Source organism: Streptomyces sp. NPDC057543, from assembly GCF_042801895.1.
Classification (GTDB): Bacteria; Actinomycetota; Actinomycetes; order Streptomycetales; family Streptomycetaceae; genus Streptomyces.
Genome location: NZ_JBHVFF010000203.1, coordinates 1 through 15,738, shown reverse-complemented (window position 1 = coordinate 15,738; position 15,738 = coordinate 1). Strand labels below are relative to the sequence as shown.

Here is a 15,738-nt window from a genome sequence, read left to right as displayed (position 1 = left end):
GACCGGGCCACCGCCCGCGCCGAGGTCTTCACCTTCATTGAGACCTTCTACAACCGCCGCCGCCTGCGCAAACACAAGATCTTCGGCTACCTCACTCCAGCCGAGACCAGACAGCGGCATCAACACGCCCTCGCGGCATAACCATCGAGTGTCCAAGAACACGGGGGAACTTCACACTCCACCAGTCCCCCAACCCCGAACAAGAAGCCCGCCGCCGCTTCCGCGAAGAACTCCGTCTCCTGCGCGTCCTCCCCCGCGTCGTCCGCGACGTCCAGACCCTGCTCACCCCCGGCGCCGAGCTTGAGGACCGCTCCGAGCGACGGGACGTCGACATGGTCCACCTCTGGGATCCCCAGGCCGGCGTCCTACCCGCAGGCGTCAACTACGCCACTGAAGGCGGTGACTGATGCCGTCCATGGTTGTCATTGCGACTACCGCCGTCCCAGACCACCTGCGAGGCGCCCTCAGCCGCTGGACCAGCGAAGTCGTCCCCGGGATCTTCGTCGGCACGGTCTCCGCCCGCGTCCGCGACGAACTCTGGTCCGCCGTCGCCGAAACCGTCGGCGACGGCGCCGCTCTCCTCATCCACCCCGCCCCCACCGAACAGGGCTACGCCCTCCGCACCGCTGGCGCTCGCCGCCGTGTTCCCATGGACTTCGAGGGCCTTACTCTCATCCGCATGACAGGAGCTCCGAAGGTGAAGAACTCGCAAAGCTACCCCTGAGCTGCAGGTCAGGAAGTGTCCTCCCCGCCGACGCGGGGGTGTTCCGTCGTTCTCGGCTCTCCAGTTCTTCCGGAACTGGTCCTCCCCGCCGACGCGGGGGTGTTCCGGTACGTCCCCCTGGGGACGTAGTGATGCCACCGTCCTCCCCGCCGACGCGGGGGTGTTCCGATCGACCCCACTTTCGACATGGACGGCTTCCGGTCCTCCCCGCCGACGCGGGGGTGTTCCGGCGCACGACCCGCACACCGGGCGCTCCGTCGGGTCCTCCCCGCCGACGCGGGGGTGTTCCGTGGTGCAGCCGGACATGCCGACAGCGGGCCTAGTCCTCCCCGCCGACGCGGGGGTGTTCCGCCGGGCTTCGCGCAGGTACACCCACGACCGGCGTCCTCCCCGCGTCGGCGGAGACGCCCTGCCGGGACAGACGGCTCAGGTTCCGGTTCGATGCGACCTTGCAGCCGCAGCCGCCTGAGCAGTCCTTCACGAGGTGGCAGACCATCGCGCTGAACGCGGCAATGGCGGCGGCGTCGAGCGGCAGACCGATCCGGTAGGTGACGCAGAACGTTCCCTCCTCGCCGCACGGCGCGGCCATGTCCTGGCAGTCGGGCCAGCATTCGCCGTCCGTCCGCACCAGGAGGCCCGGGGCGTCCACACGGTAGGCCTCGGGCGACAGGGTCTCGCCGTCGACCTCCACGGCCACGACGTCGTACACCGGACCTTCGAGGCGGACTTCGCACAGCTCACCGCACGAACAGTCGCTCGCGCAGCCGCACACGCTGGCATTGCGCCACACCCCGTCGCGGCCGAGGTACGGAACCCACAGGCCGGCCGTCGCCCCCTGCACGGTGGACGAGGCCGAGTCGAGGCAGCTCTTCCGGCACGGCCGCACAGTGGTGGGGCAGGACGGGCCCCACCGCCGCCCGGACAGCGCCCACAGGATGCTCGTCGCGACGGCCCGCTGCCGGTCGATGGTCTCCTGCTCGACCCCGTCCGGGAGTTGGCAGCAGTCAGGGACGAACGGCCACGGCTCACACGGGCCTACCTGCTGCGGCATGTCAGCATCGCCTCCGCGCCTCGTACCGGCAGGGCTGGTGGAAAGCACGGCGGATGTGCTGCCCGACGTACCCGTGCGCGAAGGAGTCCGGCATCGTCGACAGGAACGGCGAGTTCGCGTCGAAGGTGCGGGGTGCGCGGCGCAGAACCTTCACGTCGGCCATGTACTCGCCGCCGATCCCTGCCAGCACCCCGTACGCGGTCCGCTTGTGCAGCACATCGAGATGCCGGCCAGTCTCCAGGGCGTTGAGCATGCCCGCCTTGGACACCGGGAGCGGGACGTGGAGCTCGTACGACAGCGGATCCTCGTGTCCAAGGCGCGCCAAGAGGTCACGGGTCTCACGGAGGCCGCGAAGGTAGGCGCCATTGCCTCGCGTGGCGTAGTACGCCTCCACGTCCCGCACCAGGCCCCGGTGATACACCGGCAGCTCCGCCGGCTGGGGCTTCATCGCGAAGAAGTCGTCATTGCACAGGATGAACCGCTCGGTGATCTCGGGGTGTTCGATCGCGACCCGCACCGCCGCCGTCGTGTTGGCGTACTTGGTGCCGGTCTGCCAGATCGGGACGTGCCCCACATCGGCCGCCCACGGAGGCCGGTACCCGACCAGCCACACCCGCCGGTGCGGAAGGTTCGCCGCCCACGACCGCAGCGCGTACCGCAGCTGCGCGTTGGCGGCGCCCTCCCGCACCGGGCACACGATGTCGTACTCCGCCATCAGGACGCCTTGCAGTAGTCGCCCGCCACGGGAATGTACGTGGTGGACGGCTCCGGCGGAGCGATGGACGTAATGAAGGTCCGGCGGTGGCACGATGATTCGAGCGGGCCGAGCATCGGGCCGGGGGTTCCGGCGGCGTCCTGGGCCTGGACGTCGTACGGGCCGGTGCCCCACTTCCCGCCCGCCTTGGTCGAGCCGGTCAGCTCCAGGTTCACGGCCTCGTTCGCAAGCTCCAGATCGCCGATGATCCCGTTGCTCACCCACGGCAGCAGGAAGTACAGCCAGGCCCCTTCCGCAGCCTCTTCCTCACAGACGTCCTCGCCGAGGACGTCCGTCCACACCTCCATGGCGAAGCCGGACTTGCAGGGGATCGAGCAGCTGTCGAAACCGATCGGCTTGCCCAGGTGAGCGTTACCCGGGGCCTTCTCCGGAACATTGCGGCCGGGCGTGCAGCAGGACCGGCGGGTCGGGTGTGCCGGGGGCGCAGGCTCCGGCATGCAGCCTCCAATGCGCTCAGGTTCCCGGCGTATGTGCATGGGTCCTCTCTCACGCCTGTCGGCGTCAGATGTGCGTGTTCGTGGCCCACACCTGCTTCCCACCGGCCATGATGACGACGTTGCCGTCGGGCTGGATGACCAGGGTGGCGTTGGTGAAGCCAGCGGGGTTCGAGGCCCATATCGCTCGACCGGCTGCAGTGTAGATGACGAGATTGCCGTCATCCTGGAAGGCCGCCATGTTGCCCTCGCCGGAGGTGCCGGCAGCCCAGAGCACCCGCTTTTCCTGCCGGTCGTAGAGCACGAGGTTGCCGTCGGCCTGCATGCCCAGCTGTAGCCGGTCGGACCTCCAGGACGTAGCGGCGTGCAGCTTCGCAACCGGCTTGATGACGACGGGCGCCGGAGTCGTCGTACGGGTTTTGTCCGCGGCGTGTTCCGGGATCTTGGCCTGGGCGGTCGTCTGCCCCGTCGGTGAGGTGTGCCTCGTGGTCCCCGTGCTGGGGAGAACCTCGGAGGGTACCGGGCTCTTGTCCTTGCCGGCGTGCTTCTTGGGCGTCGCCGACGCGGATTCCAGCTCTCCCGGCACGCCGGGGCTCGACGCGGCCGGTTTCGCCCCGGCCTGTTGCTTCCCGGAGTCCTGGCCGCGCACCAGTTGGACACCGACAAAGGCCAGCGCGACGGTCAATACGGTGATCGTGGTGATAAGCGGCCATCTGGGCGTCAAATTTTTCCTCAGGTGGTGCGGCATAAACGCGTCACTGGTGATTACGCGTCCGATCCGGAAGTGGTTCGGTGTGCACGTAAGTTGTACAGGCCTGTGAGACACCCGCCGACTGGCCGTATAGCCGCGCGGGGGTCAGGCGGCCCCGAGCCGGACTACGGCCTCCGGATGGTCCCCGGGGTAGGGGAGGGCGTCGCGCGCCCGGCAGGCGTCCACCTGCAGGTGCAGCGCGCGGTGCCGCCGGGAAGGGCCGACGGCACCGCGGAGATCAGGCAGCAGGCTGGTCGCTGCCGGCGGGCAGCTCGACCGTGGTCTTCCCGGCCCCGGGCTCGTCCTGGCCGGGCTGCTCCTGCGGGGTGTAGCCGCTGATCTGCCGGGCGGACGCCTCCGGGATCCCAGCGGCGATCAGCGCGTCGTACGCGTCCTTCTTCGCCGCGAGCTCCTGGGCCCGCTCGTCGGCGGCTTTCTGGTCGCTCGCCGCCTGTATCGCCGCCAGCGTTGCCTCGTACTCCTCCGCTGTGATCTCCACGGCTCCGTCCGGCAACACGGTCGTCGAACCAGAATCCGTGATCTTCATGACGCTGCCCGAGGCGGTACGCACGTACCGAGTTGTCTCTTCCATGACGGTTTTCTCCCAGTCAGAGCACGAAGATCACGGCGCGGATGATGGACTGGATCCGGTTGTACGTCGTGCCGTTGAGGCCGAAACCCATGCCGATAGGCAGGTTGAACGTGAGCGTCGCGCCGGGCGCCACGACTGTGTTGCCCGTGACCTTCGTGGTCTGCGTATGGATCTCGCGGATTGTGGAGCTGCCACCGTTCTCGAACTGGTACATCTCGTCGCCTCCGACGAAGTACCCGGCACGCCCACCAACGGGGAACCTGAAAGAGACGTCCACTTCTGACGCCACGATCACGCGGGCCTCGCGACACGGGTCGGGGTTGGTGATCTCCAGAGTTCGGACGGTCACCTGAGAACCACCGGCGCTCATGCCCGCCGGGACCAGCGGCTCACCCGGGAACGCCTCGTTCACCGCCGACTGCACGTAGGCGTACACCGGCCCTGGATCCGACCTCAGTACCCCGTTGCTGTCGCAGTACCCCCCCGCCCTCCATGTCCAAGTACGCCGTCCGCCGTCCGCCTTGCGGTCCCGAAGCGGCGGCTCGGCGACTATGGCCTCCTTCAGGACCGACGACAGCAGCCCGTGCAGACCCCGCAGCGTCTCCGGCGACATGTCCTTGATCTTCGCCCCGCGCTTGACCTTCGCCTTCAGCATCTTGTTGACCCACGCGCCGATCGTGTCCTTGCTGAAGTGCTCGGCGGAGCGGATGTCGCAGTTCCCGAAGGTCGGGAACATGTACATCTCCAGCGCACGGATGCGCTGTTGCTTGTAGCGCTTGCTCGCAGTGCGGCTCTCGACGGACTCAACGGCCCAGCGGTCGAAGCGGTAGCGCAGCTCGTCCGCAGCCGTCGGGTCGATGTAACCCTTGCCCTTCACCCAGCCGGGAGGCCAGTGCTGCCCGGCCTCGTCAACGGCGTCCCTGAAGACCTTGGCCGAGTCCTCGTCGTCGAAGCGCTCGCACTGCCACCCATCGGACCGTTTACCGCCGTCCTTCCACTTCACCTGGTAGCTGAGGATCTCCCCGCCCTTGTTCCTACGCGGAACGATGCTTGCCCTAGCGGGAGACTAGCCCCGTTCTCCCACCGTTCTCCCAGTCACCGTTTGAACTAGCCAAGATCCAGCGATACTTGCAGGTCAGGGTGCAGATACGCAGAAACGGCCGGAGCCCCCGCACAGTGGGCCCCTTGCGCCGCCCTGACCTGCGGCTTTCCTCTGACCTGCGTGAGCTCTCAGCGTTTCGGCCCGCCCTGGCCCGTCCTGGCCCGTCTCAAGCCATTTCAGCCCGCCCTCGTGCTCCCACGGGAGCACCACGAACCAACGCGGTCACAGCACTAGGCGATGCGGCGGGCGCGGTGGCGGACTTCCCGGAGTCGGACCTCCGACGGGAGGCGGTCCAGGCCTGCCGAGTCCCGTGCGTGTGCGAGCGTTTCTCGGCTCAGTTGCTCCAGAGTTCGCGCCGGTTCCGCATGAGGCTTCAGCAACAGCCGTACTCGTGCGGCTGGAGCAGCACGCCGACCCGTCAGCCGCACATGAGCCCGTGAGATCCCGTCCAGGTCTTGCGCCTCTTCCTCGATTGCGTCCTCCAGTGCGCGGCCGTTGAGTCGGGCCGTTGAGTCGTCTTCGCCATCGATGAGGACCTGGCCCAGCCGGTGTCTGCGCAGTTGCGCCAGAAGCCACCACAGCAGCAGCGCGAGAAGCACGGCGAGCACGGCGATGACGGCCGGCCACCACCAGTTCTCTTCCCGCCACCGGGTGCGTCCCTCGGTGCCCAGCACGACATCGTTCGGACCTCGGAAGGGCCACCAGCCCGGCACGTTGAACCCCCAGTGGCGCTGCAGATCCAGCCCACCCAGCAGCACGCCGCCGCCCAGGGCGAACAGTCCAAGGCCGAGCAGCCCCAGCAGCACCCGGTTCACTGCCTTGAGCATGGGACACTTCACCCCTTCTTCGGGCGCTGGACGCGCACGTCCAGCGTGGGCTGCCGGGCGAGCCCCAAGTTCGTTGCGGCTTCGCCCAACGCGGCGTCCAGATCCGCGTGGACCTCGTTGAGATCGCGGAAATGTGCCTGTGCCCGGGCTTTGACCTTCCGGCGGCCGACATCGACCCGTGCCGATTGCACACCGGACACCCGTACGGCTCGGTCGCGCAGAATCAGGGCGGCTGCGTGGCGGTCGAGCCCGGCGCGGACCTCCTCCGCTCTGGGGATTCCGGTGGGCTGCCGCATGGGTAGCAGTCTGCGTAGTCCCGGCGTCACCGCCAGCAGGAAAAGCCACAGGCCAAGGGCCATCGCCACTGCCGCCCCGACGGTCATCCAGATGTCATGCAGTGGTCGTGTGGCCAGTTCCTCGGCGAGCCGCCGTCGCCAGCTCATCCCGGGCCGGTCTGCCCGCACCGAGACCACGTCGTACAAGAGCAGCCCAATGGCTGCGACGGACAGCAACGCCACAATGACTGCCGGGATCCGCCGTGCGGACCAGAAACGGCGCGCCGGCCGGCCCGCTCTATGGACCGCTGCCGTCGAGCCCTTGCCTCGGGGATTGCCCGCGGACGTAGTCGCCTGTCCCGTACCAGGGGGAATGTCGCCATCGCCGGTCGGCTGCCGCCAGGTGTTCGCGCTCATCTCACTCTCTCCCGGTTGGTATGCCGCGAGTGCACCGAGTGCAGCCTCTCGACCGACACCGTGAGTTCGGACACGTCCACACCGGCCCACGTCCTGAGCCGTTCGATGACCTCGCGGCGCACCGCAGCGCACTGAGCCCCGATGTCGGACGGATAGCCCAACTCCACGGCGATGCGCATCCGTACTTCGCCGAGCACGGCCGGACGGCTATGGGCGGGAACGCGGCCTCGTCCTGCCTCGTTTCGCTCCGGTGCCCGCCGCACAGACGTCGTCACGCGTGGTGTCCGGCAGCCCGGCGGTACATGGCCGGCCGACTCGGTGAACCGGCTCAGCGCCTCGCGGGCCACGTGGGAAGCGATCTTCCCAACGACACGGTCGGAGACGGTGGTCGCACCCCGCTCCCCGCGAGGAATGCCCGGACGACGATCGACGTCGCTGGTCACTGCCGCCAGTCTCCCTGAGCCTGCCGCCGGTCCTCACGCATCCGCTGGTGGCCGTCACGGCGGCGGATGAAGTCACCCGGTTCGAGATCACCTTCCATCAAGCGCCCGGCGACAAGTCCGACGGCGCCCAGTACCAGCACGAGCAGGAAGGCCCAGAAGCCACCGAAGTACCCGGCGAAGCCCAGTGCCATTCCGGCAATCAAGCCCACCACAGCCTTGCTCATCACGCGCTCCTTCGCTCAAGCGGGCTGCGCCCCCTTGGCTACTGAACCCGCTGCCGCTGTTCCTCTTCGTCCTCCTCGTCGGGCAGCTTTACATCGCTGACCGCGATATCGACTTCCACCACTTCCAAGCCCGCCATCCGCTCCACTGCGGCGATCACGTTCTCGCGTACGTCACTGGCCACGTCCGTGATGGAGACGCCGTAGTCCACGACAATCTCCAGATCGATGGCCGCCTGCACCTCTCCCACCTCGACACTGACCCCGCGCGTGACGGATTTGCCACTACCGGCGCCGGGCATTCGCTCCCGCATGGAACCCATCGAGCGCGCGAATCCACTGCCCAGGGCATAAACGCCGGGCACATCGCGTGCCGCCATCCCAGCGATCTTCTCTACCACCACGTCGGCGATGGTCGTCCGACCGCGAGAGCCGGGCGCACCGCCGTGCTTTACGCCGGTGTTCTCAGTCATCGGGCTATTCCTCCCTGAAGGAGATCACCTAGCACTCCTTGGTCGGATTATATTCGTTTTAGTGGGTTTTATCAGAAGTGTGGACCGTGATACGGGGTGGCTCAACGAGTGGTACGAAGTGCCCTGCCCGTAGCCCCTGCGGAGTCGGGGCGCGGTGCGGGAGGAAGAGAACTGCGGCCACGGAAGAGGGCGAGAGGCCGGTGAAAACCGAGGCGTGGATGCACGCAGGCCTCTTACTTGCACACGAGTTGGGTGAACCGCTGCTCAGCAAGGCTCAGCCAGGCGAGCTGGCGCACATGAGGGGCCAAGTGAAAGCAGGGATGGGCCGGCCGCTGCGCTGGGACACAGGTCGACTACTCGGTGGGGCGCAGTAAATCTACCGGCCGATCTCCGTCCGCAGCTTCTTACTGTTTCGCCCAGAGCTCCTACGATCCCGACTGATCAGCGCATCCTCGCGCGCAACAAATGCCCGAATTTTCTATTTAGTTATGCTTGGAGTCGGCTACTGCGCCGCATCCGCGCGGTCGCGGAGACTCGAAAGGAAGCCCGGTCATGCCGAAGAACGAGAGGTCGTCCCAGCCCTCGCACGGCGAGGGACCGAGCCGCCACAAGGGCGCCCACCAGCATGGCTGGGCGTCGGATGTGGACGAGACCCATCAGGAGGCCAACGACAGCGCGCACCGGTCCTTCCATCCCGATGAGTACGCGCCGAAGCCCGGCCCTGGCAGGAAGGTCTCCAAGGAGGAAACCGAGGAGGTCCCCGGCAACACAGTCAAGAGCACACATCGCCCGGGTCAGGAACGCGCCGGGAAATCCGGCGAGAGCGGCATGCACGACACCGGCCCCAGGGGCCGGTCCCAACGCCCCAGCGGCACCCGGGACGCCTCCGCATCCACAGGGGTCGACCCGCAGGAACCGCGCTCCGACTCCGACTGAACCCACCGACCCCGAACGGCGCCGTCCCTGGCGAGCCGCCGAGCCGACGCCAATCTCGCGACACCACCAAGATCCGAAAGTGACGCGGTGGTGCGGAGCGCGCAACCTGCTTCTCGCCGAGCCTGACGTCGAGGTCTGACGCTCCCTGGCTTCTGCGGACTTAGCGTGGTTGTGCGCGGCAAATTCTCGGAGCACGCCATGATCGTCATCTTGGGGCTCGTCATCCTGATCGCCGCGGTAGTCGTCGCCGTGGCCGGCGTTCTCACTAACGCCGGCAGCGCACACCAGCTCACCGACGGCTTCTCCGTATTCGGATACCACGTGACCGGTTCCACCGGCACGCTATTCCTCTACGGCATCGCCGTCGGGGCGCTGGCCTTCTTGGGGCTGAGCCTGCTCATCGCCGCTGCACGCCGCCCATCCCACCATTCCAGAACCTTGCGTCGGGCCCCTGGACAGCCTGGCCGCGAACCGGCCGCAGATCACAACGACGCAATCGGTCACCACCAGACCGACCGCGCGGAGACAGCGCCCTCGCGGGGAAGCGACCGACCTCACGACGACCGCCCTGTCGCCCCCGACGGCGGCCACCGGAGCAGGTGGCATCTGTTCGGGCACCGATCCGCCCCCCAATAGCCCCGGCCACACGCAACAGATCGCCGACCGGCCGACGGCTTTCGACGCCCCTGCTGGAGCGGACCCGCCCAGCGAACAGAATCCCTCCCCGAGCGTCCCCGTTCCCCTGCGACGCCGCCATGACGGATGAAACCCGCCGACTCGGCAACCACTTCGACGAAGTCGCCGACGCGGCGGCCTGCGCTTTCCGTCTGCTGCCGCCGAGCAGCTCGTAGGTGCAGGGAAACGCACACCAGGCGGCCACCGACACCGATCCCGGCGCGGTGGAGAGGGACCTGATCAAGCTCGTTCTCACCATCGTCGCTTGAGTGGACACAGCCACGCGCACCGGGGCTGCGGCGCCAGGAGCCTGTCCCCTTGCCGCGGACCACTTCCGAGGCGACCTCGCCCAACTTGCGGTCGGTCCGCTGGGATGGTGCGAAGCAGCGACGTGAGAAGGGGCGAGAGTGATGACCACACAGAACCTTCCCGTGAGGGGGTCCGGGCCAATCCCCAGTGGCCGGATCCGGTGCCACACGACGGCCGTCCGTCCAGGCCCCAGCGAACCTCAGCCAGACGCGGCGTGAGCGCGACACCTCACCGATTGCGGCCTCAGAGTGATCGGCGCAAGGTGGATACGTCATCCCCCAGTGAAGGGCACAAACGTCATGGGTAAGGCAAAGGCGAAGGCCAAGCAGGTCAAGGGCAAGCTGAAGGAAACCGTCGGCGGTGCTACGGACAACAAGGGCAGGCAGGCAGAGGGCCGCGGCGAGCAACTGACGGGCAAGGCCCAGGAGACCGCGGCAAAGGCGGCTGAGCGGCTGAAGAAGTCCGGACGGTAGGACCTGCATTGTGGGCCACGTACCCGGGGCGACCTCATCCGGGTTTCACGGCCGCCGGGGCGCGGCTTGGTGCTGGCCTGGCGGGCCGGCACCAGGCGTGAGGTTTCGCTGCTCGGTGAAAGTTCGCTGACGTTCGGCGGTTTCGGGCGATTGCATCGCCGGGTCGCCGAGGCTGATTGCCTCACCTGGTTTTCGTCCTGCATCCCATTGAGGAAAGTGCCGCCGTATCGACTTGGGGTTACCTCCTTGAGCCGAGTGGTGTCGTGACGCGCCCCACCGTGCGTTACCACCTTGCGGTGGTCGCTCAGAAGGCCATGACGATGCAGCAGTTGTGCCCGGGGCGGCTCCGGCTCGGTCTCGGCTCCGACGAGAACCTCAACGAGCACGTGGTGGGCACGCAGGGACTTCTCCGCCCAGTCGAGAGAGAGCTGCTGGTGGTCACCGCCGACCTGAACCAGGGCGATCTCCGTGAAGCCCGCCTCGGCACGCACCGCCTCGACAAAGATGCCGACGTCGTCACCGCACGGGATCAAATCCGCGATGTCGTCCGGCCGCACGAACTGGGAGGCTGCCCGCCCTGCGTGATCTCTGAAAGTCGGTCGCGACATTGAAGTTCCTCCAGCCTCCGGGTGTCTACGCGCCACAGGAAGACACAGCCATGCTGGTATCCGCTCTGCGGCGCGAACATCTGTCACCCGGAGCGGAGGTACTCGACGTGGGTACCGGTACCGGCGCAGTGGCGATCGCCGCCGCCCGCTACGGCGCCGCCCGCGTGACCGCCATCGACACGTCGGCCGCGGCGGTGCTCACGACACGACTTAACGCACTGCTGTCCGGGTATGCACGGGTGATCCGGACCAGCCGCGGCGACTTGACGGAGCCTGTGACCGGCTTGAGATTCGACCTGGTGCTGGCGAACCCGCCGTACGTACCGTCCGCAAACGTCCGCATGCCCCGTCGCGGTATTGCTCGGGCCTGGGAGGCGGGGATCGACGGCCGGGCGGTGCTCGACCGGCTCTGTGCCAAGGTCCCCGCTCTGCTGCGCCCCGGGGGCGTGCTGCTCGCGGTCCACTCCGCGCTGAGCGGCCCGGCGACGACCGCAGCGCGGCTGGCTGAAGCCGGACTGGACGCCACCGTGACCGACCGCCGGTCAGTTCCATTCGGGCCTGTCCTGCGTGAACGGGCCGGCTGGCTGGAGACCCAGGGCCTGATCGAGCCCGGCCAGGACAAAGAGGAACTGGTGGTGATCCGTGCAGAACGACCGCACTGAACCCGAAGCGGCCCCTCGGGCGCCTGCACGGCGCGTCATGCAGGAGCCGGGCGGACCCATGCTCGTGGAGGGCCCCGTCGAAGTGGTCCAGAAGGACGGCACCATTGCCCGCTCGGACCGGCCTGTCGTCGCACTGTGTACCTGCCGACGAAGCCTCATCTTCCCTTGGTGCGACACGAGCCACCGCGGCCGGAAGAAGCCGAAAAACCCACCGCCGACCTCAGAGCGGCACACGGAGTGAGGACTCGCCGCTCCGCCAGGCGCCGAGCAACTGCTCCCCGAACCGGTCTTCCAACCATCCGGTGGCCGCGATACCAAACGCGACGTCCGGTGCCAGATCCGGCTCCTCCTGGAGCAGGCCGGCGACGACCTCATGCCGTACGAGCTGCTCATGCACGGCATCGGCCTCCACATGCTCCGCGTAGAAGCGGATGGCCGCAGGCCCGGCACCGGCCTGCTTCAATGCCTGAGCGAGGCGCCGCGACCCCGGTGGCGATGTGGTCTCCACCGAGGCGAAGTGACCGATCAGCGCACCACGGTGTGAGCGGTGGAGTCCAAAGAGCGACATGAGGTTGACGGTCGCGAGCATCTGCCGAGAGCCGGCGTCGAGGTAGCGCCCATACGAGGTGTCCAGGTTGAGGTCCGCCATCAGATCGGCGAACAGCTTCGAGTGGACCTGTTCTGCCCGTCCCGCTCCGAATTCGTCGTACTCCACAGCGGCCATTCCTGCCTTGGCCCGGCCCGTCAGGCGCGGGATCACCCACACGTGCGGATCGGCCTCCTTGAGGTGGTAGAGCGAGCGGTGGGCGGCGTACTCGCGCAGCTGCCACAGGTCGCCCTCGTCCCGCAGGAAGTACGACACACCATCGGCGTCCACCGGCTCCAGAACGAGTTCGCCCAGGGCGCTGCCGACGTCCTCGGCCACCGGCACGTCAGCACGCAGAGCCTCCATGAACTCCCGCTCCAGCGCGGCGCGCACCCTGAGCAGTTCCGGATCCCACTCCCAGACGCCGTCCACACCGTCGAAGCCTCGGTAGTGCAACTCGTAGCAGACATACAGGGCGAGCTGCAGGTCATCGCCGTACGGGTCGGCACCCGCTACCAGGGACGTGTCCGGCAGGCTGCGCCGACCCGGTTCCCGGCCGAGCGCCTCGATCAGAGCGGCAGACACCTCACCCCGGGTCTCCGGCAGCTTCATGGTCCTTCCTCTCCTCGGCCCGTCGGCTCGTTCCGTGGGGGCACCGCGAGGGGGAAGGAGTGCCGGGCGAGTTCGGCGAAAGCGAACGCCGCGCAGCGCACCGCCGGCCTTCGCCTCCATCGGCATTGCCCCGAGGCTCACCCATTCTCGTTCCGCCTCGTCCGGATCACCGTGTGCGACGAGTATCCGAAGATGCGCCGACCGGGCGTCATCCGGCCGCAGCCGGCCGGGAGGGTCGTAGCCGTGGTCCCGGCGGATTACCAGGTGCACGCCTTGTTGCCGACAAGTTCCACAAAATCAGGATCGCTCACCACCTGGATTTCCGCATCGAGCAGTGACGCGTAGAACCTCGCCAGGGCTTCGGGCTCCGCGCAGTCCAGAACGAGAACGCTTGGGTAACCCGCCGAGGCTCAGAACACACTGGCGACGGCCAGTGCTTACGGGGACACGCTTCCGTCGTCGAGAACCATCTGGCTTTAGCGAGCAGTAGTCGACTGGGAAGAGCAAGGATACGAAGAAGAGGAGTGAGTGGAGGCACCGGTATGCCCCACAGGCATGATGACATCCCGCCCGAGACTCCTGCAGCCACCAGAGTGGAACGGAGCCGACTCCTGTTTGGGAATCGGCCGCACATGGCAAACCGCTCATCATGCGGCTTTCAGCGGGTGTGCTGCACGGTCTGCCGATCGGCCATCCCCTGCATCCCGCGCTGGTGCAGGTTCCGATGGGCGCGTGGTTTTCCGCCGCAGTGCTGGACGTCGTGCCCGGCACCCGGCGCAGTGCCCGCATCTTGGTGGGTGTGGGCCTCCTGGGGGCCGCGCCGGCCGCGTTGGCCGGCTGGGTGGACTGGGCTGAGCAGCACGAGGACCAGATGCGTACCGGACTGGTGCACGCGACGTCGATCGCTGCGGCCATCGGACTCTACGCGGGATCCTGGGTGCATCGCGGCCGTGGCCATACAGCATTGGGCAAGGCGCTCGGCTTTGCGGGGCTGTGTATGGCCGGCACTGGCGGGATGCTTGGTGGCCACCTCGCCTATCGCCAGGCCGCAGGCGCCAACAAGACGGCAGCGGTCCCGCATCTGTTGGAAGAGGGTTGGCACCCGGTCGGCAGAGTGGAGGACTTCCCAGTCGGCGAGGCCGTGCGGCGGGAGTTGGGCGAGGTGCCTTTGCTGGTGTTCCGTCAGCCGGGCGGCCACATTCATGTCCTCGCGGAGCGGTGCAGCCACCTGTCAGGGCCCCTGTCGGACGGGAAGATCGCCGACGGCTGCGTGGAATGCCCCTGGCACGGCAGTGTCTTCCGGCTGTCGGACGGAGCGAACGTACGCGGGCCGGCCACCGCACCGCAGCCGTCCTTCCAGGTGAGCGTGGACAGCGACGGCACCGTCCACGTAAAGCTGCCCGGCGCCGGCTGAACCGCGCAATGATGTATCAGCGGCCCAGGGCGTTCCGAAGCTGCTTGTTCATCGAGGAGAGGCCGCCGTCGATGTTGCGATTCTTCGCCTCCTCGTACAGCTGATCCTTCGTCGGTCCTTGCGATCCGCTGTGGGACTGTTCGCCACCACGTTGAGGCGGACTTCCTGTTTTGAGCGGAGACCTTGCTGGAGGTCTTCGACTCGCCCGAGCGCGCCTGCTCCTTGTTCACGGTGCGCGCGGCAATTTCCTTCGCTCACTTTGTGGACTCACCCCTTTCCTCGGCGCCCTCCTGTGCTCGTACTAACGTTCACCTGCTCGTACTGACGCTCACGCTTCTCGCTCGGCGAGCCGGCAGGCGTGATGTTGTCCTTGACCTGGCCAGATGTCGTCGACGTCGATTAGCTGCGATGCGATGCGGACATGGTACATACCACTTCAGCCCGAGTAGCTGCGCTGCGTTATTCGGAGCGCGAGCCAGATCGGTCCGCCTGACGGAGCGAACGGCTCCTTCGCGGGTGTCACCCCGCGCCGGCGCTGCCTGTTCCCATGGGCAGTCGAACGGGCACCTGGGTACGAACATCGCGAGACCCCCTCGGTGCACGGAGTGCGGCGGCGGGGCTGTGACTGCTACTGAGCTTGATTGAGTGATGTCGAGGCAATTGCCTGACGGGGCGGCCTGGTCAGTAGTTGTGGTCGGTGAGGTATGCGCAAGGCGGCGGCTTGACCGGCGTGAAGCATCGGCGGGCCGATCCGTCTTCCGCCCGGTTACTCTCGAGGCTCAAGGCGGGAGACGGCGCCAAAGTGGGAGCATCGGCCCGTGTCCGGCCGCGGCACGGAGGACGGAGAACGCTCTCTCCGAGACGAGGCCTCTTATGCCTGCTCAGCGCATGGGCGGAGGAACAACACAGTGGCTTCCCGCTTCGGCCGCCCGCTGTACGCTCGCCGCCGGAGGCACCGAACGAGCATGCTGGCAAAAGAGTCGCGTCCACCTCGCAAGGCAACGCCATGGTTTCCACGCCCAGCCCGCCCCGGCCACACAGACCACCGGCAGAGGTCACGGACCTGGCCAGCTGCACTGTTGTGCCCCTTGCTGAGCGAGCATGCACGGTGGCGGAACCATCGGCCAGGCCGTAGAGGGTGATCAACGCTCGGCCCTGTTGTACGACCCGCACGGCGCGGTCTTCGGCGCCGAGTCTCCACGCAGCTCCGTGATCATCACCGCTGCGGTCGGACTCCGGCCGGCTCAGGTTCCGATCCGGGAGGCCTGACAGGGACCGCATAGCTGATCGTTTCAGAATGCGGTTCGGAGTCGTCTCAAGCAGATGATGCTGCAGGCGAGTTGGAGCAGACCGAGATGGAGGTCGGCGCGTATCTCGT

Annotated in this window: 18 protein-coding genes, 3 pseudogenes and 1 CRISPR repeat array; of the genes and pseudogenes, 8 read left to right on the top strand and 13 right to left on the bottom strand. The window is 67.5% G+C overall.

Annotated features, from left to right (window positions below; translation table 11 throughout):
* Positions 1-406: 406 nt before the first annotated feature.
* Positions 407-724, top strand: coding sequence for a type I-E CRISPR-associated endoribonuclease Cas2e (gene cas2e, locus ACFU8Q_RS28335; protein ID WP_384458751.1), 318 nt, complete (start codon positions 407-409; stop codon positions 722-724).
* Between the two features lie 17 nt (positions 725-741).
* Positions 742-1,136: a CRISPR direct-repeat array (repeat unit 29 nt; unit sequence GTCCTCCCCGCCGACGCGGGGGTGTTCCG).
* A 640-nt stretch (positions 1,137-1,776) separates the two neighbouring features.
* Here cas2e and ACFU8Q_RS28330 read toward each other — a convergent pair.
* The 10 genes from ACFU8Q_RS28330 to ACFU8Q_RS28285 all read right to left on the bottom strand — a co-directional run bounded on the left by ACFU8Q_RS28330 (position 1,777) and on the right by ACFU8Q_RS28285 (position 8,085).
* Positions 1,777-2,490 carry a hypothetical protein gene (locus ACFU8Q_RS28330; RefSeq protein WP_384458749.1) on the bottom strand — a complete coding sequence of 238 codons (714 nt, stop codon included), beginning with the start codon at positions 2,488-2,490 and terminating at the stop codon, positions 1,777-1,779.
* The gene (locus ACFU8Q_RS28325) at positions 2,490-2,987 is read right to left on the bottom strand and encodes a hypothetical protein (RefSeq protein ID WP_384458747.1); all 498 of its coding nucleotides are present in this window, start codon (positions 2,985-2,987) and stop codon (positions 2,490-2,492) included. The genes ACFU8Q_RS28330 and ACFU8Q_RS28325 overlap by 1 nt, the downstream gene beginning before the upstream one ends.
* Before the next feature lie 64 nt (positions 2,988-3,051).
* A complete protein-coding gene (locus tag ACFU8Q_RS28320) occupies positions 3,052-3,669 on the bottom strand; it encodes a hypothetical protein (protein ID WP_384458745.1) in 618 nt (205 codons plus the stop codon).
* A gap of 304 nt (positions 3,670-3,973) precedes the next feature.
* Positions 3,974-4,327: a hypothetical protein gene (locus ACFU8Q_RS28315; protein ID WP_384458743.1), complete on the bottom strand. Its 354-nt coding sequence runs from the start codon at positions 4,325-4,327 to the stop codon at positions 3,974-3,976.
* A gap of 16 nt (positions 4,328-4,343) precedes the next feature.
* The gene (locus ACFU8Q_RS28310) at positions 4,344-5,330 is read right to left on the bottom strand and encodes a hypothetical protein (RefSeq protein WP_384458741.1); all 987 of its coding nucleotides are present in this window, start codon (positions 5,328-5,330) and stop codon (positions 4,344-4,346) included.
* A 329-nt stretch (positions 5,331-5,659) separates the two neighbouring features.
* A complete protein-coding gene (amaP, locus tag ACFU8Q_RS28305; protein WP_384458739.1) occupies positions 5,660-6,256 on the bottom strand; it encodes an alkaline shock response membrane anchor protein AmaP in 597 nt (198 codons plus the stop codon).
* Between the two features lie 8 nt (positions 6,257-6,264).
* Complete coding sequence (locus ACFU8Q_RS28300; protein ID WP_384458737.1) at positions 6,265-6,948, bottom strand: DUF6286 domain-containing protein; 684 nt, start codon at positions 6,946-6,948, stop codon at positions 6,265-6,267.
* Entirely contained in the window at positions 6,945-7,145 is a 201-nt protein-coding gene (locus tag ACFU8Q_RS28295; protein ID WP_384458735.1) for a hypothetical protein, read from the bottom strand. Before ACFU8Q_RS28295 ends, ACFU8Q_RS28300 begins: the two co-directional genes overlap by 4 nt.
* A 242-nt stretch (positions 7,146-7,387) precedes the next feature.
* On the bottom strand, positions 7,388-7,615 hold the full coding sequence (locus ACFU8Q_RS28290; RefSeq protein WP_376283182.1) for a hypothetical protein: 228 nt from the start codon (positions 7,613-7,615) through the stop codon (positions 7,388-7,390).
* 38 nt (positions 7,616-7,653) lie between these two features.
* Positions 7,654-8,085 (bottom strand): Asp23/Gls24 family envelope stress response protein, encoded by a 432-nt coding sequence (locus ACFU8Q_RS28285; RefSeq protein ID WP_384458733.1) that lies wholly within the window; start codon positions 8,083-8,085, stop codon positions 7,654-7,656.
* Positions 8,086-8,637: 552 nt separating this feature from the next.
* Between ACFU8Q_RS28285 and ACFU8Q_RS28280 the strand changes: the two genes are divergently transcribed.
* From ACFU8Q_RS28280 to ACFU8Q_RS28265, 4 genes and pseudogenes are all read left to right on the top strand, one after another.
* A complete protein-coding gene (locus tag ACFU8Q_RS28280; RefSeq protein WP_383082755.1) occupies positions 8,638-9,021 on the top strand; it encodes a hypothetical protein in 384 nt (127 codons plus the stop codon).
* Positions 9,022-9,219: 198 nt separating this feature from the next.
* The gene (locus ACFU8Q_RS28275) at positions 9,220-9,657 is read left to right on the top strand and encodes a hypothetical protein (protein WP_384458731.1); all 438 of its coding nucleotides are present in this window, start codon (positions 9,220-9,222) and stop codon (positions 9,655-9,657) included.
* A 647-nt stretch (positions 9,658-10,304) separates the two neighbouring features.
* Positions 10,305-10,478, top strand: a complete 174-nt coding sequence (locus ACFU8Q_RS28270; RefSeq protein WP_384458729.1) for a CsbD family protein — start codon at positions 10,305-10,307, stop codon at positions 10,476-10,478.
* 263 nt (positions 10,479-10,741) lie between these two features.
* A pseudogene (locus ACFU8Q_RS28265) lies at positions 10,742-10,873 on the top strand (LLM class flavin-dependent oxidoreductase); the annotation flags it as partial.
* A gap of 3 nt (positions 10,874-10,876) precedes the next feature.
* Here ACFU8Q_RS28265 and ACFU8Q_RS28260 read toward each other — a convergent pair.
* Positions 10,877-11,050, bottom strand: a pseudogene (locus ACFU8Q_RS28260) (LLM class F420-dependent oxidoreductase); the annotation flags it as partial.
* A 35-nt stretch (positions 11,051-11,085) separates the two neighbouring features.
* Here ACFU8Q_RS28260 and ACFU8Q_RS28255 point away from each other — a divergent pair.
* Together ACFU8Q_RS28255 and ACFU8Q_RS28250 are read left to right on the top strand one after the other, a co-directional pair.
* Entirely contained in the window at positions 11,086-11,748 is a 663-nt protein-coding gene (locus ACFU8Q_RS28255) for a HemK2/MTQ2 family protein methyltransferase (RefSeq protein WP_384458727.1), read from the top strand.
* Between the two features lie 37 nt (positions 11,749-11,785).
* A complete protein-coding gene (locus ACFU8Q_RS28250) occupies positions 11,786-11,989 on the top strand; it encodes a CDGSH iron-sulfur domain-containing protein (protein ID WP_384458725.1) in 204 nt (67 codons plus the stop codon).
* Here the strand turns inward: ACFU8Q_RS28250 and ACFU8Q_RS28245 are convergent.
* Entirely contained in the window at positions 11,969-12,946 is a 978-nt protein-coding gene (locus tag ACFU8Q_RS28245) for an iron-containing redox enzyme family protein (protein ID WP_384458723.1), read from the bottom strand. The genes ACFU8Q_RS28250 and ACFU8Q_RS28245 overlap by 21 nt on opposite strands.
* Before the next feature lie 649 nt (positions 12,947-13,595).
* On the opposite strand from ACFU8Q_RS28245, the gene ACFU8Q_RS28240 reads away from it, so the two are divergent.
* Complete coding sequence (locus ACFU8Q_RS28240; RefSeq protein ID WP_384458721.1) at positions 13,596-14,360, top strand: Rieske 2Fe-2S domain-containing protein; 765 nt, start codon at positions 13,596-13,598, stop codon at positions 14,358-14,360.
* Between the two features lie 16 nt (positions 14,361-14,376).
* Here the strand turns inward: ACFU8Q_RS28240 and ACFU8Q_RS28235 are convergent.
* Positions 14,377-14,723, bottom strand: a pseudogene (locus ACFU8Q_RS28235) (plasmid stabilization protein).
* Positions 14,724-15,738: the final 1,015 nt, after the last annotated feature.